A 21,140-nucleotide genomic window follows, 5' to 3' on the forward strand; every position below is an offset into this window, starting at 1 on the left:
CCCCGTTGCCGTGGACAAAATGCACGGTTTGCGGCAAACCCTCCCTGCGCCGTCACCGGGCAGAAAAGGATGAGCTCTTGCATAGTCTCATATACAAGATAGTACCGTGCGACTTGTGGCAAAAGGCGGAAGCCGACGGTATTTTCTCCGGTGCGGCGATTGACCTCAAGGACGGCTATATCCACTTCTCGACCGGCGCCCAGGTCCGCGAAACGGCCCGGCTGCACTTTGCCGGTGTCGAGGGTTTGCTGTTGGTCGCAGTCCCGGTCTCCACTCTCGGAGACCGGTTGAAGTTCGAGCCCTCGCGCGGCGGCGACCTCTTCCCGCATCTCTATGGCGAGCTGCCGGTTTCCGTGATCGCCTGGCAGAAGCCCCTGCCGCTCGGGCCGGACGGCTTCCACATCTTCCCGGAGCTCGGCTCATGACCGGACCTTTCAAGACACTCGCCCGCCGCGGCCTTTTCCTGCTCGACGGCGAGACGGCGCACGGCCTTTCCATCGCGGCCCTGAAGACGGGGCTCGTCCCCGGTTGCCGCGTGCCCGCCGATACCCGTCTGACGCAGACGGTTGCGGGGATCGTCTTCCCCAATCCGCTCGGCCTCGCCGCCGGCTACGACAAGAACGCCGAAGTGCCGGATGCCATCCTTCGCCTCGGCTTCGGTTTCACGGAGGTCGGCACCGTCACGCCGAAGCCGCAGCCCGGCAATCCGCGGCCGCGCATCTTCCGTCTGGAAAAGGACGAAGCGGTCATCAACCGTCTCGGTTTCAACAACGAGGGCCATGACGCCGCTTTCGCACGGCTCAGTGCGCGTCGTGCGGGCGGCATCGTCGGTGTCAACATCGGGGCCAACAAGGACAGCGCCGACCGCATCGAGGACTACGTCACCGGCATCCGCCGCTTCTATACCGTAGCGAGCTATTTCACCGTCAACATCTCCTCTCCGAATACGCCCGGACTGCGCGACCTGCAGGCCCGCGAGAGCCTGGCTGCTCTGCTGTCGGCCGTGCTTGCTGCCCGCGACGACGAGGCGGCGAGAACCGGCAAACGGCTCTCAGTCTTCCTGAAGATCGCGCCGGATCTCACCGAGGAGGGGATGGATGACATCGCCGCCGAGGTGATGAGCCACAATCTCGACGGCCTCATCGTCTCGAACACGACCTTGTCGCGTGACGGCGTGAGCGATCCGCGTCTGGCCGCGGAGGCGGGCGGCCTCTCCGGCAAGCCGCTCTTTACGCGTTCGACGGCGGTGCTTGCCAGAATGCGTAAGCGCGTCGGTCCGGCCTTGCCGATCATCGGCGTCGGCGGGGTCTCCTCGGCGGAGACGGCGCTCGAGAAGGTGCGCGCGGGGGCCGATCTCGTGCAGCTCTATTCGTGCATGGTCTACGAAGGCCCGGGATTGCCGGGGCGGATCCTGCGCGGATTGCCGGCGCTGCTCGATCGCGAAGGCGTGGCGTCGATCCGTGACCTGCGCGACAGCGGCCTCGATCAATGGCTGTCAGTGAAGCTCTGAGCCACCCGCGCCGGCAGGCGAGCAAGTAGCAGGAGGCCGCGCAAGGCCAGGAACAGGTTGAGCGACAGCCAGAGGCCGTGATTGCCGAAAAGCGGCACGAAGAGCGCCAGCGACAGGCCGTAGCCGGTGAACGCGAGCAGCATCATGTTGCGCATCTCGCGGGACCATGTCGCGCCGATATAGACGCCGTCCATCTGGAACGCCAGCGCGCCGGTGAGTGCGGTGACCGCCGCCCAGGGCAGATAGTCCGCGGCAATCGCCCGGACGTCGGCGGCCGTCGTCATGAAGTCGATGATGGCGCTGCCGAAGACCAGGAAGAACAGGCAGGAGACCAGCGCGAGCCCCAATGACCAGAGTGCGGTGAGCCTGATTGCCCGGTCGAAGCCTTCGCGGAAGCGGGCGCCGACCGCTCGTCCGACAATCTGCTCGGCGGCATTCGCCATGCCGTCGAGATAGAAGCTTGCGATCATGAAGAAATTCATCAGCACCGCGTTCGCCGCCAGAATGCCGGCGCCGAAGCCGGTGCCGATGCGTGTCATCAGCGTGAAGGCGGCAAGCAGCGTGAAGGTGCGGATCATGAGGTCGCGGTTGATCGCCAGGAGTGCCGAAAGCTTGGCGCGACTGAATATCTCGGCGACCGTCGGTCCGTCCTTTCGGTCGAAGCGCGGGATGATGAGTGCGAGCCCGACAACGGCTGCCGTCGCTTCCCCGATGAGCGTGCCCCAGGCGACGCCGGCCACACCCCAACCGAGAACGAGACCAAGATAGATCGAGAGGACGATGTTGGTGCCGTTGAGGATCGTCTGCAACAGCAGCCCGGTCGCTCCGCGGCCGAGCCCCAGCACAAAACCTAGGATGGTGTAATTGGTGAGTGTCAGCGGCCCGGCGAGGATTCGGATCGAGAAATAGGTTGCCGTTGCCACGGCCGTCGTGCCCTCCGGGCCCATCATCCGCAAGCCGACGGAAAGCAGCCACGGTGAGGCGGCGAGAATGATGAGCCCGAGCCCGACGGAGAGTACGAGCGCCCGCCAGAATATGGCCTGCTGCTCGTGTTTGTCGCCGCGGCCGAGAGCCTGCGCCACCAGGGCGGTCGTCGAGGCGCGCAGGAAGCTGACGCTCGAAAAGATGAGGTCGAAGAGAACGGCGCCGATCGCAAGACCCGCGAGCGCCGCCGCATCGCCGGTCCGCCCGACCACTGCGGTGTCGGTGAGGCCGAGCAGCGGGGTCGTCAGAAAGCCGAGCGTCATCGGTACGGCGATCGAAAGCACCATCCTGTGGGTGACGTCAAAGCTGTCTCTTGCTCTGGTCCCGACGTCCACGCGCCCGTCTCCAGCTGGATTGCCAGGGCGGGAATCGCCTAGCTCGCGAGCACCATTGCCCAATAGGGACGGTTTGCGGAAGAGGGATTATGCGCTACGGCAACGCCGAGACCGCGATAGGCGCCGAGCATGTTGTGCAGGTGCTTTTCGGATCGTATCCAGGCATCGACCGCGTCCGCCACCTGCGACTGACCTGCGGCGATGTTTTCGGAGGCCGGCAGCGGTACGCCCATCGACTTCATCCGGAGAAGAAAGTCGTCACCTCTCCCGATCAGATGTGACATCTCACCGGCCCGCGCCATCCGCTGCGCCTGCGAAAGCGCGGCAGCCTCGGCGATCTTGCTGTATTCGAGGGTGGGGAGCCCCTTGCTGTTCCGAAGGGTGTTGACGAGCGGCAGCGCGCCGTTCGTCTCGGCACGCGCCGTGTCGTCGCCGGACGGCACGATGTCCGTCGTCTTGCAGGCGGTGAGGCCACCCGCCAGGCCGATGCCTGTCAGCATGAGGAAGCGTCGCCGCGGCAGGTATCGAAGCACGGTCACGGGCATGTCAGCGTCGGTAGCTCATTAGTCTCAGGACGATGAAGACGGGAATGACGATGGTCGCGCCGAGAAGCAGGTAATCGCCCACCCGGCCGAGCGCGGCAAAGCCGCGGTACCAGAGTTCGAGGATGAAATGCCGGACGCCTTCCAGGATGTCGATCGGGTAGATGCCGAACACCGTCATGACGAAGCCAACAATCAGCGACACGACCAGAAGCTTGACCACAGTGCGGCCCGGCGTATCCCCGAGAAATCTGTTCACCCCATCCGACATGTCCGGTCTCCTGTTTTCCACCACATAAGCAGACGTCTGCCGGCCTGCAAGCACCTCACCCGCCCGCTCTTGCGGGTGTCGCGCAAATAGCTCTTGTGTTTTTTCCCGCTTTCGGTCAAGACCGCGCGCCTTTCCAGGAAAGCCGCCATGCAACAGATCCAGTTCTCGTCCGGTAACCTCACTGCCGATCGTCGCGCCGACTACGCGAAGATGCTGAGCGAGGGTGGCGACCCTGCGGCTGCTGCCGAGCTCATGGAACAGGCGCTTGAGCTTGCACCCGATTGGGCGGCCGGCTGGCTCCGGCTCGCGGAATACAGTGAAAAGGCGGGCAAGATTGAGGCAGCGATCGCAGCATTGCGGCGTGTCGTCATTCTCGACCCGCAGGACGTGTTCGCCGCCCGGCTGAAACTCGCCGTGCTCGGCGCCGAGCCGATGCCGGAACAGCCGTCGAGCCGTTATGTCGAGGCCCTTTTCGACGACTATGCCGATCGTTTCGAGACCTCGCTCGTCGAGAAACTCGACTACAGTGTGCCGGGCAAATTGGCCACCCTTATCCGGGAAGTCGCCGGAGAGCGCCGCTTCCGTCTCGCAATCGACCTCGGCTGCGGCACGGGCCTCTTCGGTGTGGCGATCCGTGACTGCGTCGACAGGCTTGAAGGGTTCGACCTTTCGGCCAACATGCTCGCGAAGGCATCCGTCAAACAGATATACGATCATCTCGGAGAGGCCGACCTGTCGCTTCCCACCGAACGGTCGGGCCTTTTCGGATCGGGGCTCGCCGGGGGTCGCGCCGATCTCGTCGCGGCTGCCGACGTGCTGATGTATCTCGGTAGCCTGGACAACGCCTTTGTGCTCGCCGCAGCTCTTGCTGCACCCGGCGCGCTCTTCGCCTTTTCCGTCGAAGAGGCCGACGCCGGGCAGGGCTTCGAACTCGCGCCTTCCTTGCGCTACCGCCATTCGGAGGCCTATGTCCGGCAGGCGCTGGCCGATGCCGGCTTCGACACACGGCAGGTCACGCGCTCGGTTATCCGCATGGATTCCGGAAAGCCAGTCCACGGCATCCTGTTTCTTGCCGAACGGCGCGCCTGAAGGAACGAAAATTGCGAACTCACTGGTAGGTCAGTATTGCTGACATATCGCGCTTGCGAGCCGAAATGATGCGGTGCACAATATGCACGTTCTCAGACATTCCGGAGGTCGTGACCGTGGCGCAGGTGAGCAGCATGTGGGGCATTTTGAATACCAGCCCGACCCGGCACACGATCGCCGAGGATGTCCAGGGCATCGTCACCGGAAGCATGGTGTCGGCACTCGGCCTTTATCTTCTCGCCAAGGTCGGACTTCTCACCGGCGGCATGGCGGGTGTCGCCTTCCTGCTCCACTACGCAAGCGGCGTCAGCTTCGGGCTGATCTTCTTCCTGCTGAACCTGCCGTTCTACATCCTGTCGCTTCGTCGCGTCGGGATCGATTTCACGCTGAAGACCTTCGCCGCGATCGCGCTGACCTCGCTGATCGTCGAGTTCGAAGGCCGGCTGATCGGCATCAGCACCATCGATCCTATCTGGGGTGCCATCCTCGGCGGCCTTCTCCTCGGTTACGGCGTGCTGGCTCTCTACCGCCATCGTGCGAGCCTCGGTGGCATCGGCATCCTCGCGGTTTACCTGCAGGAACGTTTCGGCGTCCGCGCCGGTCTCGTACAACTCGCCTTCGATCTCACCGTCATGGTCTTCGCTTTCGCGGTCGTCAGCCCGGCGGTGGTAATCTGCTCGGTCGTCGGCGCGGTGGTGCTCAATTTGTTTGTCGCCATCAACCACCGCTCCGACCGCTACGTCGTTCTCCGGTGATTGTGGAGAGCGGAAGTCCCTTGAGCTTGGCACGAAACCGCATTACCGCGTAAACGACAGACGGGGTCTGGTACGGGTGAGAGGACATCGAGCATGGCGATGAGCGACGTGAGGCCGAAGCTGCGGGAGATGATGGCATCGTCCGCCGAGCATCACTCCATCATCGAAGATACGCAGGGGCTTGCGGCAGGTGGCATGCTGGTGACGCTCGGCGTTATGCTGCTCTCCGGAGCGGGGCTTCTGACGGGCGGCACGGCGGGCGTCGCCTTCCTCCTCCATTATGCGACGGGTTTCAGCTTCGGTGCCGTCTTCTTTGCCGTCAATCTGCCCTTCTACTATCTGGCGCTGAAGCGCTTCGGGCTGGCCTTCACGCTGAAGACCTTCGCGGCGGTGGCGCTGACTTCGGTGCTCTCCGAGACCGTGCCGAGCTACATCGGCTTCTCAAACCTCGATCCGCTGGTGGCGGCTCCCTTCGGAGGCCTTCTCATCGGCGCGGGCCTACTCGCCCTCTTCCGCCACCGGGCAAGCCTCGGCGGCTTCGGAATCCTTGCTCTCTATCTGCAGGACCGCTTCGGATGGCGGGCCGGGCTGGTGCAGCTCGCCTTCGACGGCATGGTGCTGGTGTTCTCCTTCTTTCTCGCCAGCTACTACATCATCTTCTGCTCGGTCGTCGGTGCCGTCGTGCTCAACCTGACGCTTGCGATCAATCACCGCAAGGATCGCTACATCGCGATGTGAGCGACGACGGCTTCTGGCGTCGGTCAAGTCAGGCGGCTTGCGCGGGTTCGTCGATCGGATGCTGTGACCGGAAGCTGACGCAGAGCCGGTTCCAGACGTTGATCGTGCCGATCGCCGTCGTGATCTTGACGACCTCCTCGTCGGAGAAGTGCTTGCGGATTTCCTCGTAGGAGGTGTTGGGCACCCCTGTCTGCGCCACGTTGGTCACGGCCTCCGTCCATTCCAGCAACGCCCGCTCGCGGGCGTCATAGAGCGGCGATTCCCGCCAGGCACAGACGAGATTGATCCACTGTTCGCTGAAGCCGTCGTGCCGCGCCTCCTTGACGTGCATATCGACGCAGTAGGCACAGCCGTTGATCTGCGACGCGCGGAGCTTCAGGAGATGGATATGCCGAGGTTCCAGGCCGCAGTTGCGGATGTATTGTTCGAGGGCGAAAACTGCCTTGTAGGATTCGGGCGAGGCTTTGGCGAAATCGAAACGTGGCTGCATTGCGCTTCTCCTTGGTTGCTTGGAAGGTCCTGAATATCGGTCGTTCAACGACCGGTCTGCCGCACGTGGCAGGCGATGAAATCGGTGCCCCGGCCGGCAATCGCACCGTCCTCGTCCACGGCCTGCACGCCGGCGAGAATGTCGGCGATGCTCGTCTTCGCGAGTTCACCGCGGTAGACGCGCTCGGCGGCATGCATGGCGCTCGCGATCCCACAGGGAGCCTGGAAATAGCGCACGGGAAGCGGTTTCGGGCCACGCTGGCGGATTTCGGCGCAGCGGAACGCCGGGGCCGGACCCTCGATCGCCAGAACGATGTTGAGCAAAGAGATGTCCTTCGGCGCGAGCGCCAGCCGGTAGCCGCCCTTTGGCCCCGGCACCGTGGCGAGAATTCCGGCACCCGAGAGCGCCTGAAGATGTTTCAGAAGGTAGCTGGCCGAAACGCCGTGGTACTCGGCCAGAGCGGCAGCCGAGAGCACCTGACCCTCGGCGAGCCCCGCCAGCATCGTCACGCAATGGATTGCCTGTTCTATGCCTTCGCTGAGCTTCATCTTGTAACGTCCTATCGCGGATAAGAAATATCCATGATTCTCTGCGGCTGTCAATTCGCTGGCTGGCGCCACGGTTTCGATTTTCTTTTCCAATTCCGATCCGGCTTCACTACCTTCTCACCGTGAGCGCGACCGATTCCACCACGACGGGTTCCTCCGTCTCTCTTCCCGATGCCTTTCACCGCTGGTTCGCGGACAAGGGCTGGCAGCCGCGCGCCCATCAGCTGGAGTTGTTGGCGCGCGCCGAACGGGGTGAGAGCACGCTGCTGATCGCCCCGACCGGTGCCGGCAAGACACTGGCCGGCTTCCTGCCGTCGCTCACCGATCTTGCGCGAAGGGGCAGACGCAAGCCCGGCACGGCCTTCACCGGCATCCATACGCTTTATGTCTCGCCTTTGAAGGCGCTTGCCGTCGATATCGAGCGCAACCTGACGAAGCCGGTTGCCGAGATGGGCCTGCCGATCACGATCGAGAACCGTACCGGCGACACGCCGCAGTCGAAGCGGCAGCGCCAGAAGCTCAATCCGCCGGACATCCTGCTCACGACACCGGAACAGGTCGCGTTGCTGATCGCCAACGGCGAGGCGGCGCGCTTCTTCAAGGATCTCCGCTACGTCATTTTCGACGAGCTGCACTCGCTGGTCACGTCGAAGCGCGGCCACCTACTTTCGCTCGGGCTTGCGAGACTGAGGCGTCTGGCGCCGCGTCTGCAGACTATCGGGCTCTCGGCGACCGTTGCCGATCCGCCCGATCTCATGCGCTGGTTGGTGGGCCAAGAGCTGGGAAAGACGTGCGAAGCAGGTCTCGTTACCGTCGAAGGTGGCGCCAGGCCCGATATTTCGATCCTGCACACGGAGGACCGAATTCCGTGGTCCGGCCACTCCGCCCGCTACGCGATCCCGGATCTCTACGCGATTTTGAAACGCTTCCGGACGACGCTGGTCTTCGTCAACACACGCTCGCAGGCCGAGCTTCTCTTTCAAGAACTCTGGACGGTCAACGACGACAACCTGCCGATCGCGCTACATCACGGCTCCCTCGACGTCGGGCAGCGCCGCAAGGTCGAGGCGGCAATGGCGGAAAACCGGCTGCGTGCGGTCGTCGCTACCTCGACGCTCGACCTCGGCATCGACTGGGGTGATGTCGACCTCGTCGTCCATGTCGGCGCGCCGAAGGGTGCCTCGCGGCTCGCCCAGCGCATCGGCCGCGCCAACCACCGGATGGACGAGCCGAGCCGCGCGATCCTGGTGCCCGCCAACCGTTTCGAGGTCATGGAATGCCAGGCGGCTCTCGACGCCAATTACCTCGGCGCGCAAGATACGCCGCCCGTCGGAGAGGGCTCGCTCGACGTCCTTGCCCAGCACGTGCTCGGCATGGCCTGTGCCGAGCCGTTCGATGCCGACGCGCTCCATGCAGAGGTCACGTCGGCGGCGCCTTATGCTCGCCTGCCGCGCGAGACCTTCGACCGGATCGTCGATTTCGTGGCCACTGGCGGCTATGCGCTGCGCACCTACGAGCGATACGCCCGGATAAGGTGCAACAAGGAGGGGCGCTGGCGCGTCTCCAATCCGCAGATCGCCCAGCAATATCGCCTCAATCTCGGAACGATCGTCGAGATGCCGATGCTGAACGTGCGGCTGGTGAAACGCAGTCATCTCGGCTCCCTCGGTCGTGGCGGGCCGATGCGCGGCGGCACGGCGCTCGGGCAGGTCGAGGAATATTTCCTCGAAAGTCTTTCTCCGGGCGATACCTTTCTCTTCTCCGGCAAGACCGTCCGCTTCGAGGGCATCCGCGAGAACGAGTGCCTCGTCTCCAACGCGTTTTCGCAGGACCCGAAGATCCCCGCCTATGCCGGCGGCAAGTTCCCGCTTTCCACCTATCTCGCCGACCAGGTCCGCGCCATGCTCGACGATCCGGCCCGCTGGCGAGCATTACCGGACCAGGTGCGCGACTGGCTGGAGATCCAGCGCGAGAAATCGGTTCTGCCGAGGCGAGGCGAGCTGCTGATCGAGACCTTTCCGCGTGCCAGCCGTTTCTACATGGTGGCCTATCCTTTCGAAGGGCGGCTTGCGCATCAGACGCTTGGCATGCTGCTTACCCGACGGTTGGAGCGGATGGGGGCAAAGCCGCTCGGCTTCGTCGCCACCGACTATTCGCTCGCCGTATGGGGCTTGGAGGATATCGGCGCGATGGTGCAGTCGCAGAGGCTGGCGCTCGGCGAACTCTTCGACGAGGATATGCTCGGCGACGACCTCGAGGCCTGGCTTGCCGAATCCTGGATGCTGAAGCGCACCTTCCGTACCTGCGCGGTGATCGCGGGGTTGATCGAGAAGCGCCATCCGGGCAAGGAAAAGACCGGTCGGCAGGTGACGGTTTCGGCCGATCTGATCTACGACGTGCTGCGTACGCATGAGCCGGACCACATTCTCCTGCAGGCGACGAGGCAGGATGCCGCGGCCGGGCTTTTGGATATTGCCCGCCTCGGCGATATGCTAAAGAGAATCAAGGGCCACATCACCCACCGCCGGCTCGATCACATCTCGCCGCTCGCCGTGCCCGTGATGCTGGAGATCGGCCGCGAACCAGTGGCAGGCGAGGCCCAGGAACATGTGCTGGCGGAAGCCGCAGACGAATTGATCGCCGAGGCGATGGCCTAGGACGGCCGCCATCGAAGGGCAAGGCCCGGAAGGAAAAGACAAGCGGATGAACCGGCTCGCCGCCCTGAGAAGCCCGCTTTCGGGAAGCGCCGAACTGACGGCCGAATTTTCCGTCGCCGGCGCCGGTGCGATTTGCGATCCCACCGGAGCACTCTATCTTCCGGACCTCGATCTTCTCGTCGTCTCCGATCTCCATCTCGAAAAGGGCGCCGCCTTCGCCCGTCGCGGGCAACTGCTGCCGCCCTACGATACACTCTCGACGTTGCGGCGACTTGAGACGGTCGTCACACGTTACAATCCGGCGATTGTCGTCAGTCTCGGTGACAATTTCCATGATCGCGTCGGTTCGGCGCTGATGCCGCCGGACTTCCGCGCGATGATCGCGGCGATGGCGCGCGGCCGTGAGTGGATCTGGATCAACGGCAACCACGATCCCGACGGCACCGTCGACCTGCCGGGCAGGTGTGCCGACGAGTTGCGCTTCGGCAATCTGGTCTTTCGCCACGAACCCTCGCTGATCGACGGCAGGGCTGAAATCGCCGGCCATCTGCACCCTTCCGCAACCGTTCGTCGGCGAGAAAAATCAGTGCGCCGGGCCTGTTTCGCGACCGACGGCGCACGCCTGCTGATGCCGGCCTTCGGCGTCCTGACCGGCGGCCTCGACCTGCGCCACCGTGCCTTTTCCGGCCTCTTCGACCAGACGGCGCTGATCGCGCATCTTCTCGGACGGGACCGCATATACTCGGTCCGCTACGCCAATCTCATGGGGTGATCGCACAACGGTTTGTGCCGAGGTTTCGGCTCAGATTTCGCCGGACATCTCCCTCCGCCGACGATCGAGTTCTTCGCTGTAGCGCCTCAGCGTGTAGCTTTCCGTAAGCAGGCCGACGACCCGTCGCTCGATCTGATTGTTCACCACGGCAAGCGCTTCCGCTTTCAACCTGTCGAACATCGCTGCCGCCTGTTTGGCGTTCATCGTGCCGAGCAGAACGTCGTTCTGGTATTTCGCGAAGGATGCGATCGTCGGCGGTTCTGCCGCGTCTTCCCTGAGAGCAGCGTAGACGTCCGGCAGGAGTACGATGCCCGCATATTTGCCTGTCTCGTCCGTCAAGAGGACCCGCTGCGTCGATCCCAAGGGGAACTCTTTGCGGAAGTCTTCGAAGGGCGTGTCTGCGAACGCTGTCCGGACGTCCGCACGCATCATGCGTGAGACGGTCAGATTGCGAATCCAGCCGACGTCGTGCGCGCTGCGTATGGTTTCGCCGCGCAGATGGAAGCGCCAGGTCGCGAAGGAGTATCCGAACGTCATGCGTGCAGTGATCGAAGAGGTGATGACTGCCGCAAGCGCGAGTGCCGTGATCGGGAAGTCCCCCGTCATTTCCAGCGCCAGGAACGTCATCGTCAAAGGGCCGCCGATGACGGCGACGGCAAGGGCGCTCATGCCGACCACGGCATAGATCACCGGCGTGACCGTGGCATGGGCGAACACGTAGGGAGCCGAATAGGCGAAGAGCTTGCCCAGCAAGGCGCCGATGAAGAGCGAGGCGAAGAAGAGACCGCCGCGGAAGCCGGAACCGATCGAAACGGCAGATGCCACCGACTTCAGGGCAAGGAGCACCAGGAGTGTGGGAATCGTGATGCTCTCCCCGAGATTGAGATGCAGCGCGCCGTGGCCGGCCGAAAGCACCTGTTGATCGATCAGGGCCATGAGGCCGACGACGATGCCGCCGAGTGCTGGCCGGAATGTCGGCGACACCGAACTCTTGCGCGCCGTCTCCTCGATCAGCGTAACCCCCTTCATGAGAAGGATGCCCGCACCGGCGCAGAAGACGCCGAGCAAGATCGCCGGAACATAGTCTGCCGGGACAACGCTCCCGAATTCGCCGACGTCGATCATGAAGGCGTCGCCGAAGAGGAGGCGGGTGATGATGGTCGCGATCAGCGCCGAAACCACGACAGGCGCGAGGCTCACGATCGTATAGGTACCGATGATGAGTTCGAAGGCGTAGAAGGCGCCCGTCAGCGGCGCATTGAACGCAGCTGCGATTGCACCCGCCGCACCACACCCGACAAGAATGCGGAGATCAGCGCGGCGCAGTTGCAGCAGGTAGCCGATCTTCGAGGCGATCCCCGAGGAAAGCTGGGTATAGCCGGCCTCCAGTCCGACGGAGGCGCCGAACCCGTTTGAGATCAGGTTCTGGACGGCTACGATGATGCTGTCGGTCAGCGACAGGCGCCCGCCGTGCAGCGCGTTGGCCTCGATCGGGTCGACCATCGGCTTCTTGCGCCACTCCCGCAGGATGAGAAACACCGCACCAATGATGATGCCGCCGATGATCGGCGCGATGAGAACAAGAAATGGATCGATTTCGCTGGCGGCACTCAGCCGCTCGCCGGACGGCAACCTGAACATGAGGCGGTGCAGCGCCTGCGAAATCCAGCTCATGGCCGCGACAACAAGACCGGCCGCCACACCGACCGCCACCGCCGCGGCGATAAGCCCGAACTCGCTCCGGCGGATGAGTACTCGCAGGCGTGCCGGGTCGACAACAGCGCGAATGGAAGACGACGAACGTAACAGGTGCTGGAGCATGATGGTGCGACGAGGGGGCAAAGAGATGCATGCTACTTAGTGCGAACCGCCTGCAGAGGCAAACTCGTAACCGACCTTACCCGTCGCTATGTGAGCACCTGGCGACCTCCATCACGCATGCACCGGTGAAGCCTGCGCAGCTAAAGAGGTTTCCTGCCTGGCCAGGGATTGATGCCGTCTCGCAGCCACAGCAGCGCATCGAGCCAGAAGCCGCTGGCGTGCCGGGCATGGAAGAGATCGAAATGTCCGAGACGGTCCACGCCGAGATCAGCGGGTGAGAGCACGACTTCCGTCGCGGGCGCGTGTCGATAGTATCGAAGGGCTCGTCTGATTGCCGCCACCGTCGCGAACTCATCGTCGGACGCGGTGATTGCCAGGATCGGAGCGGTCACGGCGGCAAAGCTCTTCAAGATCGCTTGCCGTTCGCGCGCGGGATAGCTCCGTTCCATGTGTTCGCGTCGAAAGCTCCACTCGTTCGCGACAGCCGCCGGCAGATCTTCGAGCCAACCGAGACGTTCTCCGGGAAAATAGCCGAAGACCGCAGTCAGAGCCGGCATGACCAGGTGCCACTTGAGGAACAGACGCAGCCGCTCGCGGGCCGCGTAGTCGCGCCAGTAGGCATATTGCGCCCCGACGGTAAGCATCCGGTCGATGCGCCGGGCGTTCGCCGCAAAGCCGGGCAAAAAGCCGCCGATGCTGTGGCCGACGACGGCGACGGGGCCGTCGCCGAGCTTCTCGGCGAAGTCGAGCGCCGCCTCGAAATCGCGCTCGCCCCAGTCGCGCCAGCGAAAGCCGCAGCCGCGAAGACGGCCGGGCCGTGAAAGGCCGATGCCGCGATAGTCGTAGGTGAGGACGTTGAAGCCGTGTTCGGCGAGAAAGCGGGCGAAGTAGTGATAATAGCGGGCGTGAACGCCCGTCGCGGCATTGACGACGACGGTACCGCAGCGGGGATCGACACGGCCGCTCCAGACATGGCCGTGGAGCGTCACGCCGTCCTTGCACCTCAGAGTGATCTCCCGCCCATCGACGGACTGTAGGCCATCGTTTGCAAGATGCCCGGAGCGTTCCTGCGTCCGACTGTATTCCGCCATCGCCTCCTCCTCCTCCTCCGTCACTGTCGACGCGACCGAGGCTAGCAGCGGCTATGTCTTGTGCATACTCACTGGTCGGTATACATGTTTCTTATGGCCACCTCCGAGCTACCGACCCGCGACCGCATCGTTTCCGCCGCCGCCAAGCTCTTCTACGATGAAGGCATCCGGCGCGTGAGCGTCGATGCCGTGGCCGAGGAGGCAGGTGTCACCAAGCGGACGCTCTATTACCATTTCGCCAGCAAGGACGATCTCGTCGCCGCCTATCTGGCGGGACGCGACCAGCCGAGCTTCTCAAAATTCCAGCACTGGTATCGGGAAAGCGAAGGGCCGCTGCCGGAGCGGATCAAGGCTGTCTTTGCGGGTCTCGCAAGGTCGGCGCGTCATCCCAAATGGAAGGGTTGCGGATTCCTGCGAACTTCTGCCGAGCTTGCCAACATGCCCGGCCATCCGGCGATGAAGATTGGCGCCGCCCACAAACGGCGCCTGGAGGACTGGCTGGCGGATATCTTCGCGGGGGAAGGCGTGCAGGAGCCGCGCATGCTTGCAAGGCAGGTCGTTCTTCTCGTCGACGGCGCATTCGCCGTCGTGCTCCTCAATCGCGATCCGGGCTATATCGAGACCGCCGGTGCCGCTGCCGCTACACTGGTTGCCGCGGCGACGGATCGACAGTCAGCCTGACCTGAACGCCTCACCCGTGGTCGCCCACCGCGTATCGCAGGATTACCGCGCCGGTCTTGACAGCTCTGGTTTCGAGCAGTGTCAGCTGCCTCGGAGTTTCTGTCGGCTTGAAGTGCGGATTGCCGCCACCCAGCACGACCGGCACCAGGCAGATCCGGATTTCATCGATCAGGCCCGCCTTCAGCAGGTCGTCGCAGAGTTCGGCGCTCCCGAAGATGAAGATGTCCTTGCCTGCCTGCTCCTTCAGCATCTTCAATTCCGAGACGGGATCGCGAACGATGCGCGTGTTGTTCCAGTCTGCCTTTTCGAGACTGCGGCTGGCCACGATCTTCGCGATCGAATTCATGTAGGCCTTGATTTCCGGTTCATTCGTCGCCTCAGGCCAGTAGGCGGCCATGCCTTCATAGGTTTTCCGGCCGAAGATGAGCAGGTCCGTTTGCCGGCTTATTTCGAGTGCATAGGCACTCAGTTCATCGCCCCAGGCGAGTTCATGAAAGTGCAGATCCCATGGTGCCTTGCCTTCGAAATAGCCGTCCAGCGTCATGAGGTTCCAGATGATCAGTTTGCGCATTTCTTCCTCCACTTTAAAACCAGTTGCAATTAGAAAGCAGTTGAAAATTAGCAAGACTGATTTTACAATGCAAGCGGTTTTTGGAGAGGGAAATGGAAGAGACGCATCGTTCCGGATGTCCGATAAATCTGACGCTCGAGGTTCTCGGCGATCGCTGGAGCCTGATCGTCATACGCGACGTGATGTTCGGCAATCGCCGGCACTTCCGCGAACTCCTGCAGAATTCGGAGGAGGGGATTGCCTCGAACATCCTTGCGGACCGGCTGAAGAAGCTGGTGGAAAGGGGGCTGCTGACGCGCGCTGACGATCCCAGTCATAAGCAGAAGGCGATCTACAGCCTGACCGAAATGTCGATCGAGCTCGTGCCGCTGTTCGCCGAAATGGGCGCCTGGGGCAGGCGGCATCTTGCCGTATCGGAAGATCTTGCGATTCGGGCGGAACTTCTGGAGAAGGGCGGGCGGACGCTCTGGCGGGATTTCATGGACGAACTGCGCTTCCTCCACCTCGGCCTTCCGATGCCCGAGGGCACGCCGTCGGCCTTGTCGAAGCTGACGGAGGCCTATCTGGCGACGAAGGCGAGGATGGAGACCGTCGACGGGTGACCGCGCTCAGTCGCGCCGGAAGATCAGGCTCGCGCCCCACCCAGTGATCAGGGCGAGCAAAACAGCCAGAACGCCATAGGACAGGGGTTGTTCGTGCGCGGCATTGGTGATGGAGTCTTCGAGCCCCGTCTTGATGACCCTGAGCGGCAGTTCGCGTTGTGCAAGGAATTCGCCGCTCTTGAAGAGATAGGCCCGAACCATGTGAACGCCGTTGGGAATATTGGCCGGCAGTTTGAGCGTCGCCTTAAACAGGCTCGCACTGACGAAGCGCACGCCGCCGGTGTCGCTCTGGTAAAGACCGCTGGTCTGCTTCAGGCGGCGGAAGGCCTCCCTGAATTCGGCAAGGTTGGCGGCGCTTTGAAAGTAGCCGGTCGGTGTCAGCGGCATGTAGTCGACGCCCAGCCCGAGATCGACGAGCTCCTGCTGCGCGGTGATCTCGTCGAGCGGTCGCGTGCTTGCCAGCGAATAGGACTGCGGCATCCGCTCGAACGTCATCGAATTGCGGTTAACCCAGATGCCGAAGAGCCGCTCCTTATGGCGGACGGTCGCTTCGTCGCGTGGCCCCTCGAGCGTCACCACCACGTCGTACTGGCCGATGGCGAGAAGCAGCGCGTCGGTGTTCGTGAGCGCCCCGAAGATCGTGAGATCTGCCCCGCGAAAATCGGAGGTGATCGCGATTTCGCTGGTCGATGTGCCGATGTCGAGGCTTTCCATGTCGGGAGCGGTCGACTGGAACGGAACCTGTCCGGCGGCCTCGCTCGCGAGGAACGCCAAAAGGACCGTGACGGCGGCGAAGAGCATCGTGCGCATCGGCATCAGCCCCCCATTGCGCCTGTGGCGATCGAATAAAGATCCTCGGGCGTCACGACCAGATCGATCGCAAGGCGCACGCCGACGGCAAGCACGAGCAGTCCCAGCAGTGCGCGGAGCTGCTCGCCGCGCAGCCTCTGGCCGACCCGGACACCATATTGTGCGCCCACGACACCCGCGACCATCAGCAGGAACGCCAGCACGATGTCCACCGAATAGTTCGTCGTCGCCTGGACGATGGTCGTGTATGCCGTAACGAAGATGATCTGGAACAGCGATGTGCCGACGACGACGTTGGTCGGGATGCGCAGCAGGTAGATCATCGCCGGCACCATGATGAAACCGCCGCCGACGCCCATGATCGAGGTAAGCACGCCGATCCCGAACCCCAGCCCGATGACCGGCAGGATGCTCAGGTAGATCTTCGACTTCTTGAAACGCACCTTGAAGGGCAGGCGGTGCACCCAGATGTGCTGACCCGGCCGCCGCAGGGTTGCCGGCTCGTTGCGCGCGGCCCGCCGCATCGCGTTCAGGCTCTCCATCAGCATCAGGCTGCCGATCGTCCCGAGAAATACGACGTAGAGCAGGGAGATGAAGAGGTCGAGTTGACCGGCGCTGCGCAGCCAGGAAAAGACGTAGATGCCGGCCGTCGCCCCCACGAGACCGCCGACGAGCAGGACGAGCCCGAGCTTCACATCCAGCGTACCCCGTCGGAAATGGGTGATCGCGCCGGAGACGGACGAGGCGACGACCTGATTGGCGCCGGTCGCCACCGCCACGACGGGAGGGATGTTGTAGAAGATCAGGAGAGGCGTGATCAAGAAGCCACCGCCCACACCGAACATGCCGGACAGAAAACCGACGGCCGCGCCCATGCCGAGAATGATGAAGATGTTCACCGACAATTCTGCGATCGGCAGGTAGATTGTCACGGGTAGCCTCTAAATGCGTGCGCCCCGCAGGTGCGGGGAATGGAAAGCGTCGGTTTTCCGGCGGGCTCCGAAGAGGGGCGAGACCGGGTCAAGTCATTGGCAGGCTTGACCTCCGTCATATTTTTCATGCGCCCGTCGGTCAGACCTGTCAATTCCGTGGCATGGCTTTACGCGCGCATTTTTCCGGTTTTGTGACGGCGCACGTCATTTGTTGCGCGCTAGCAATTCCTTCACCAGTTTGTCCGTGACCTTACCGGTCGGTTCCATGCCGACCGAGGTCTGGAAAGCCTTGATGGCGGTGACCGTCTTCTCCCCGAGTACCCCGTCCGGCACGCCGGCGTCGAAGCCGTTGTTGTTCAGGATACCCTGGATGTTGCGGATCGCCTTCTGCATGTCGACGCTGGCGGTCTTTACGCCTGTGCCCGCCCACTCGTCCGGGACGTCGGTCGAGTTGGTTTGCGGGTCCAGGGGCTGCGGCTTCCAGAGATCGACGGCGGCGCGTGCCTTTTCGAGCTGATCCGGCGCCATGACGTTGGCGACTTCGTCGCGCTTCTTGGCGGCGTCCTTGTCACCGGCCTTGGCGGCGATCGCAAACCACTTGTAGGATTCGACCAGGTTCTGCGGAACGCCGTTGCCGCGCGCGTTCAGGATCGCCAGGTTGAACTGGCTGTCGGAGACGCCGAGTTCCGCCGCCTTGCCGAACCATTTGGCCGCTGTCGGGTAGTCTTGTGTTCCCGTCGCACCCGATGCGTGCATGACGGCGAGGTTGTGCATGGCGCTCGCATTGCCCTTTTCGGCGGCGAGCTCGTAATAGTGACGGGCCGTTTCGACGTTGCGTTCGACGCCGCTGCCGTTTTCGTAGAGGTTGGCCAGCCGGTACATCGCCGGGGCGAAGCCCTTGTCCGCGGCCATCTTGTACCATTTCGCGGCTTCGGCGAAGTCGCCGTCGACGCCACGGCCTTCGGAGTAGCGGGCCGCGACCTCGAAGAGCGCGAGCGGGTCCCCCTGCTTGGCGGCGATGACGAGAGACGCTGGCTTAATCGCATCGGGAACTGCGATGGTCTCAACCGGCGTATTTTCCGCTGCGCCCACGTTGGGCGTGGTCTGCCCCGCCGATGCCGCCTGCACCGGGGTGGCGGAGGACAGGGTCTCCGCGGCCTGCAGATCTGCGGCCTTCGTGGGGGCAGCCGGCGTGAGCTTGCTGCTCTCGTCGAGTGAAACGGGTGCCGTGAGCGCCGCCGGGGCTGACGGAGCGGTCCCTGCATCCGAGTTTGTCGGCTCCGTCCGGTCTTCAGCCTGTGCCGGTGTGGCCCTCTCGTCCTCGATGGATGCGTCGGCCGTTTTCTGGGCGTCCGCGCCGGCCCCCGGCTGTTTGGCGCTGACGTCGCCCGCCGGGCCCGCCGTGGTCACTGGCAGCGGCTCGTCGCTGCGCAACAGCGTGTTGACGAGCGGCATTGACATTGCGACGAGCAGCACGGCGCCGACAGCCATCAGAATCGGCCGGCGGTAGCGCGAAAGCATGGAGTCTGCCGCCTTGCCGGTTTCCGTCTTGGCTGGGCCGGCACGATAGGTCCGGTCCATTTCGCTGGCCGCGGCCTGTGCGGCGCGGCGGGCGGCGGCGATGTAGTCGGTACGATCGCCGTCGGCGGCGGGCCCGTTGCCGGACTCGCGCTGTGCAGCTTGCGTCGCCCGAACCCGTTCCAGGATCTTGCGCACGTCCGGTGCCCCCGAGCCGGGCTCGAGCAGTTCGTTGGCTTCTTCGGGCGGCAGCATCTCAGACGCGTCGATGGACGGGCTCGGATCGACCAGAGTGCGCGGCGCGGGCGCGCCGTCGTCCTTCTTCTGGCCGGGAATCAGGCGCTTGCCGAGCCCGGAAAGAAGGCTTGGTTTCGCCACCTTCTTCGGTACGGCCTTTGAATTGTGCGCCGGTTCCGGCGCCTCGAGCGCATATTCTTCCGCTCCCGGGATCGCGGCCGCTGGTGCGATATCACCGGTGATATGCGCAGGCTGCGCCTCGACCTGGGCGTGCCGCTCCACCACCGCCGCAGAGGCGGGGGGCGCTACGGGACCGTCGAGCGGACTACGCTCCCGCGTGCTGACGCGCGTGTCGATCTGGTCGAGCTTTTCGGCGATCTGAACCAGCGTATCGTGCAGGGCCTCGAAGGTGCGATGGGTCCGCTCCTCCGAATTCCGGCTGACCGACTCCAGGTCCTTGAGGTGGTCGGCCAGTGCCGAAAGCGCTGCGAGGTCGGCACCCGAAGCATCCCCGCGGGTCGCCTGCGTATGTGCGTAGCTCTCCATCACCGTCTCTGCCGCCTGGCGAGCCGCCTCGATGATGTATTCGTCGCTGGTGGCGATATAATCTTCCAGTGCCGCGACGCGGCCGGCCATGACACCGTTGCCGGCGCCGGCGTCCGAGGGCGAACTGCTGATCAGCGTCGAGAGGTGGGCGATCTGTTCTTCGAGGCCGCGCAGAGCGGAGGTGTCCTGGGCGGGGGCGACGGCCGTCTCCTCCAGCCGGTCGACGATCGTATTGAGCCGCTGTTCGAGTTCGCGGAATGCGAAATCGCCGGCAGAACCCGTCGGCGCGGGGACCGCAAGGGAGCTGATGCGCTCGGCGAGCACGTCGAGACGGTCCGCCAGCCGGTCACTGACCGCGCCCTGGTCGAGCGCGTCGATCTTGCGGGAAATATCGGCGAGATAGCCCGTGAGTTCGGGCTGGGGTCCGCCCTGCTGGCCGCGCTCGAGCATATCGGAAAGCTGGTCGAGACGCTCCTCGAGCCGACGTGCGGTCTGTTGCGTGCCGAGCTCCTCGATGCGGGCGGTGAGCGCCTCCAGGCGGTGGCCGAGGTCGACCGTCGGGTCCTGCTGCTCGAAGGCTCGTCCGGCAATCGTCTCGATCTGCTGGGCGATGCCGGCGATGCGGTCCTCGATGCGGCCGATCGAGACGGTGTCCGAGCCGGCGCCGGAGTGGCGAGTTCCGGCGGCGATGGCTCGGGTGATTTCGTCGAGCCGCATGTCGATGCCCGCGAACTGCTCCATCAGCATGCGTTCGTTGGGATCGATATGCGCGCCGATGTGCTCGAGCGCCGTGGCGACGGTCACCAGCTTGTCTTCGAGGGCGCGGATCGCTCCGTGGTCGCCGAGATTGCCCAAGTGGCGCTTGATGTCGTCGAGACGGTCGGCGAGCGAGAGGAGTTCGGAGCGCAGTGCGCCGGCATCGAAACCGTCGAGACGCTCTTCGAGATCATCCCAGCGCCGCTCGATATGGCGAACGGAATCTTCGCGTGCGAGCCCGTCCATCAGCGAGCGCAATTCCTCGAATTCCGCCTGCAGCCGTTCGGTGCCCGGCGCCTGATATCGACCGAGCTCGCTGATCCCGTCGGCAAGCCTGGCGATGTCGCGGCGCATGTCCTCGGAAGGGCGCCTGTCTTCGGCGAGTGCACGGATGCTGCGCATTTCCGAGCGGAGAGCGCCGATCTCGGCGGCGAGGCTTTCGGAGATGTCGTGTTTCAGCTCCTGCCGCAGTCCGAGGAGCGCCTGGCTGATTTCGCGGGTCGCGTCCGGCTGGCTGCGTGCCGGTGGCTGCTGCGGGGTGAAGCGCTGGGCGGGTGCCGTGCGATCGGTGTAGCGTTCCTGCGAGCGCGGTTCGGAAGGGCGCCCTCGGCCTTCCTCGAGTGCGCGCTGGCGTTGCCGGATTTCGGCGAGCGGATCGCGCTCGCGAAAATCGCGGTTTTCGGGAGCGAAGTCGCGACGGGGCTCCTGCGAAGGACGCCCGCCTCGCGGGTTGTTGTTCATGAGCCCTTCGATGCGTGCCTCCAGCCCCTCGATGGTACGGCTCAGCGCATCCAGCGAGGATGAGCCGCCGGGGCGGGAAGGATTGGATCGCGATCCGTTCATGTTCGTGCTCGCTTCGAAATTGCCCGCCCCTGGCGGGTTTG

The 21,140-nt window shown here is 64.0% G+C and carries 20 protein-coding genes; 9 read left to right on the forward strand and 11 right to left on the reverse strand.

What is annotated here, in order from left to right; translation table 11 throughout:
- Positions 1 to 77: 77 nt before the first annotated feature.
- Both EUU22_RS18680 and EUU22_RS18685 read left to right on the forward strand, forming a co-directional pair.
- Positions 78 to 425 (forward strand): DUF952 domain-containing protein, encoded by a 348-nt coding sequence (locus EUU22_RS18680; protein WP_129333486.1) that lies wholly within the window; start codon positions 78 to 80, stop codon positions 423 to 425.
- Positions 422 to 1,510: a quinone-dependent dihydroorotate dehydrogenase gene (locus EUU22_RS18685; protein ID WP_129333487.1), complete on the forward strand. Its 1,089-nt coding sequence runs from the start codon at positions 422 to 424 to the stop codon at positions 1,508 to 1,510. The genes EUU22_RS18680 and EUU22_RS18685 overlap by 4 nt, the downstream gene beginning before the upstream one ends.
- On the opposite strand, the gene EUU22_RS18690 is transcribed toward EUU22_RS18685, so the two are convergent.
- From EUU22_RS18690 to EUU22_RS18700, 3 genes are all read right to left on the reverse strand, one after another.
- Complete coding sequence (locus EUU22_RS18690) at positions 1,486 to 2,781, reverse strand: MATE family efflux transporter (protein ID WP_129333758.1); 1,296 nt, start codon at positions 2,779 to 2,781, stop codon at positions 1,486 to 1,488. The two genes, EUU22_RS18685 and EUU22_RS18690, sit on opposite strands and share 25 nt — an antisense overlap.
- A gap of 86 nt (positions 2,782 to 2,867) precedes the next feature.
- Positions 2,868 to 3,374: a CAP domain-containing protein gene (locus EUU22_RS18695; RefSeq protein ID WP_129333488.1), complete on the reverse strand. Its 507-nt coding sequence runs from the start codon at positions 3,372 to 3,374 to the stop codon at positions 2,868 to 2,870.
- Position 3,375: 1 nt separating this feature from the next.
- Positions 3,376 to 3,642 carry a DUF6460 domain-containing protein gene (locus tag EUU22_RS18700; RefSeq protein ID WP_129333489.1) on the reverse strand — a complete coding sequence of 89 codons (267 nt, stop codon included), beginning with the start codon at positions 3,640 to 3,642 and terminating at the stop codon, positions 3,376 to 3,378.
- 147 nt (positions 3,643 to 3,789) lie between these two features.
- Here EUU22_RS18700 and EUU22_RS18705 point away from each other — a divergent pair, with 147 nt between their 5' ends.
- The 3 genes from EUU22_RS18705 to EUU22_RS18715 all read left to right on the forward strand — a co-directional run bounded on the left by EUU22_RS18705 (position 3,790) and on the right by EUU22_RS18715 (position 6,224).
- Complete coding sequence (locus EUU22_RS18705; protein WP_129333490.1) at positions 3,790 to 4,731, forward strand: class I SAM-dependent DNA methyltransferase; 942 nt, start codon at positions 3,790 to 3,792, stop codon at positions 4,729 to 4,731.
- A 116-nt stretch (positions 4,732 to 4,847) separates the two neighbouring features.
- Positions 4,848 to 5,486: a YitT family protein gene (locus tag EUU22_RS18710; protein ID WP_129333759.1), complete on the forward strand. Its 639-nt coding sequence runs from the start codon at positions 4,848 to 4,850 to the stop codon at positions 5,484 to 5,486.
- Between the two features lie 99 nt (positions 5,487 to 5,585).
- Complete coding sequence (locus EUU22_RS18715; RefSeq protein WP_245485164.1) at positions 5,586 to 6,224, forward strand: YitT family protein; 639 nt, start codon at positions 5,586 to 5,588, stop codon at positions 6,222 to 6,224.
- Between the two features lie 28 nt (positions 6,225 to 6,252).
- On the opposite strand, the gene EUU22_RS18720 is transcribed toward EUU22_RS18715, so the two are convergent.
- Both EUU22_RS18720 and EUU22_RS18725 read right to left on the reverse strand, forming a co-directional pair.
- Positions 6,253 to 6,714 carry a carboxymuconolactone decarboxylase family protein gene (locus EUU22_RS18720; protein WP_129333492.1) on the reverse strand — a complete coding sequence of 154 codons (462 nt, stop codon included), beginning with the start codon at positions 6,712 to 6,714 and terminating at the stop codon, positions 6,253 to 6,255.
- Between the two features lie 44 nt (positions 6,715 to 6,758).
- Positions 6,759 to 7,262, reverse strand: a complete 504-nt coding sequence (locus EUU22_RS18725; RefSeq protein WP_129333493.1) for an RrF2 family transcriptional regulator — start codon at positions 7,260 to 7,262, stop codon at positions 6,759 to 6,761.
- A 122-nt stretch (positions 7,263 to 7,384) separates the two neighbouring features.
- On the opposite strand from EUU22_RS18725, the gene EUU22_RS18730 reads away from it, so the two are divergent.
- Entirely contained in the window at positions 7,385 to 9,919 is a 2,535-nt protein-coding gene (locus EUU22_RS18730) for a ligase-associated DNA damage response DEXH box helicase (protein ID WP_165351215.1), read from the forward strand.
- Between the two features lie 46 nt (positions 9,920 to 9,965).
- Entirely contained in the window at positions 9,966 to 10,691 is a 726-nt protein-coding gene (pdeM, locus tag EUU22_RS18735; RefSeq protein WP_129333495.1) for a ligase-associated DNA damage response endonuclease PdeM, read from the forward strand.
- A gap of 30 nt (positions 10,692 to 10,721) precedes the next feature.
- On the opposite strand, the gene EUU22_RS18740 is transcribed toward pdeM, so the two are convergent.
- Together EUU22_RS18740 and EUU22_RS18745 are read right to left on the reverse strand one after the other, a co-directional pair.
- On the reverse strand, positions 10,722 to 12,512 hold the full coding sequence (locus EUU22_RS18740) for a chloride channel protein (protein WP_129333496.1): 1,791 nt from the start codon (positions 12,510 to 12,512) through the stop codon (positions 10,722 to 10,724).
- A 140-nt stretch (positions 12,513 to 12,652) separates the two neighbouring features.
- The gene (locus tag EUU22_RS18745) at positions 12,653 to 13,603 is read right to left on the reverse strand and encodes an alpha/beta hydrolase family protein (protein ID WP_129333497.1); all 951 of its coding nucleotides are present in this window, start codon (positions 13,601 to 13,603) and stop codon (positions 12,653 to 12,655) included.
- A 93-nt stretch (positions 13,604 to 13,696) separates the two neighbouring features.
- Here EUU22_RS18745 and EUU22_RS18750 point away from each other — a divergent pair, with 93 nt between their 5' ends.
- Positions 13,697 to 14,284, forward strand: coding sequence for a TetR/AcrR family transcriptional regulator (locus EUU22_RS18750; protein ID WP_129333498.1), 588 nt, complete (start codon positions 13,697 to 13,699; stop codon positions 14,282 to 14,284).
- Between the two features lie 10 nt (positions 14,285 to 14,294).
- On the opposite strand, the gene EUU22_RS18755 is transcribed toward EUU22_RS18750, so the two are convergent.
- Positions 14,295 to 14,855 carry a dihydrofolate reductase family protein gene (locus EUU22_RS18755; RefSeq protein WP_129333499.1) on the reverse strand — a complete coding sequence of 187 codons (561 nt, stop codon included), beginning with the start codon at positions 14,853 to 14,855 and terminating at the stop codon, positions 14,295 to 14,297.
- A 92-nt stretch (positions 14,856 to 14,947) separates the two neighbouring features.
- On the opposite strand from EUU22_RS18755, the gene EUU22_RS18760 reads away from it, so the two are divergent.
- Positions 14,948 to 15,457 carry a winged helix-turn-helix transcriptional regulator gene (locus tag EUU22_RS18760; RefSeq protein WP_129333500.1) on the forward strand — a complete coding sequence of 170 codons (510 nt, stop codon included), beginning with the start codon at positions 14,948 to 14,950 and terminating at the stop codon, positions 15,455 to 15,457.
- A gap of 6 nt (positions 15,458 to 15,463) precedes the next feature.
- On the opposite strand, the gene EUU22_RS18765 is transcribed toward EUU22_RS18760, so the two are convergent.
- The 3 genes from EUU22_RS18765 to EUU22_RS18775 all read right to left on the reverse strand — a co-directional run bounded on the left by EUU22_RS18765 (position 15,464) and on the right by EUU22_RS18775 (position 21,099).
- On the reverse strand, positions 15,464 to 16,273 hold the full coding sequence (locus EUU22_RS18765) for a TIGR02186 family protein (RefSeq protein WP_129333501.1): 810 nt from the start codon (positions 16,271 to 16,273) through the stop codon (positions 15,464 to 15,466).
- Positions 16,273 to 17,199: a sulfite exporter TauE/SafE family protein gene (locus EUU22_RS18770; RefSeq protein ID WP_129333502.1), complete on the reverse strand. Its 927-nt coding sequence runs from the start codon at positions 17,197 to 17,199 to the stop codon at positions 16,273 to 16,275. The genes EUU22_RS18765 and EUU22_RS18770 overlap by 1 nt, the downstream gene beginning before the upstream one ends.
- Before the next feature lie 204 nt (positions 17,200 to 17,403).
- Positions 17,404 to 21,099, reverse strand: a complete 3,696-nt coding sequence (locus EUU22_RS18775; protein ID WP_129333503.1) for a peptidoglycan-binding protein — start codon at positions 21,097 to 21,099, stop codon at positions 17,404 to 17,406.
- Positions 21,100 to 21,140: the final 41 nt, after the last annotated feature.

It is taken from the genome of Ciceribacter ferrooxidans (assembly GCF_004137355.1).
Lineage (GTDB): Bacteria > Pseudomonadota > Alphaproteobacteria > Rhizobiales > Rhizobiaceae > Allorhizobium > Allorhizobium ferrooxidans.

Bases quoted from the DNA above. Each gene is read 5' to 3' on its own strand.
- EUU22_RS18685 (WP_129333487.1), top strand. From the start codon at position 422: ATGACCGGACCTTTCAAGACACTCGCCCGCCGCGGCCTTTTCCTGCTC.
- EUU22_RS18690 (WP_129333758.1), bottom strand. From the start codon at position 2,781: ATGGTGCTTTCGATCGCCGTACCGATGACGCTCGGCTTTCTGACGACC.
- EUU22_RS18695 (WP_129333488.1), bottom strand. From the start codon at position 3,374: ATGCCCGTGACCGTGCTTCGATACCTGCCGCGGCGACGCTTCCTCATG.
- EUU22_RS18700 (WP_129333489.1), bottom strand. From the start codon at position 3,642: ATGTCGGATGGGGTGAACAGATTTCTCGGGGATACGCCGGGCCGCACT.
- EUU22_RS18705 (WP_129333490.1), top strand. From the start codon at position 3,790: ATGCAACAGATCCAGTTCTCGTCCGGTAACCTCACTGCCGATCGTCGC.
- EUU22_RS18715 (WP_245485164.1), top strand. From the start codon at position 5,586: ATGAGCGACGTGAGGCCGAAGCTGCGGGAGATGATGGCATCGTCCGCC.
- EUU22_RS18720 (WP_129333492.1), bottom strand. From the start codon at position 6,714: ATGCAGCCACGTTTCGATTTCGCCAAAGCCTCGCCCGAATCCTACAAG.
- EUU22_RS18725 (WP_129333493.1), bottom strand. From the start codon at position 7,262: ATGAAGCTCAGCGAAGGCATAGAACAGGCAATCCATTGCGTGACGATG.
- pdeM (WP_129333495.1), top strand. From the start codon at position 9,966: ATGAACCGGCTCGCCGCCCTGAGAAGCCCGCTTTCGGGAAGCGCCGAA.
- EUU22_RS18740 (WP_129333496.1), bottom strand. From the start codon at position 12,512: ATGCTCCAGCACCTGTTACGTTCGTCGTCTTCCATTCGCGCTGTTGTC.
- EUU22_RS18745 (WP_129333497.1), bottom strand. From the start codon at position 13,603: ATGGCGGAATACAGTCGGACGCAGGAACGCTCCGGGCATCTTGCAAAC.
- EUU22_RS18750 (WP_129333498.1), top strand. From the start codon at position 13,697: ATGGCCACCTCCGAGCTACCGACCCGCGACCGCATCGTTTCCGCCGCC.
- EUU22_RS18755 (WP_129333499.1), bottom strand. From the start codon at position 14,855: ATGCGCAAACTGATCATCTGGAACCTCATGACGCTGGACGGCTATTTC.
- EUU22_RS18760 (WP_129333500.1), top strand. From the start codon at position 14,948: ATGGAAGAGACGCATCGTTCCGGATGTCCGATAAATCTGACGCTCGAG.
- EUU22_RS18765 (WP_129333501.1), bottom strand. From the start codon at position 16,273: ATGCCGATGCGCACGATGCTCTTCGCCGCCGTCACGGTCCTTTTGGCG.
- EUU22_RS18775 (WP_129333503.1), bottom strand. From the start codon at position 21,099: ATGAACGGATCGCGATCCAATCCTTCCCGCCCCGGCGGCTCATCCTCG.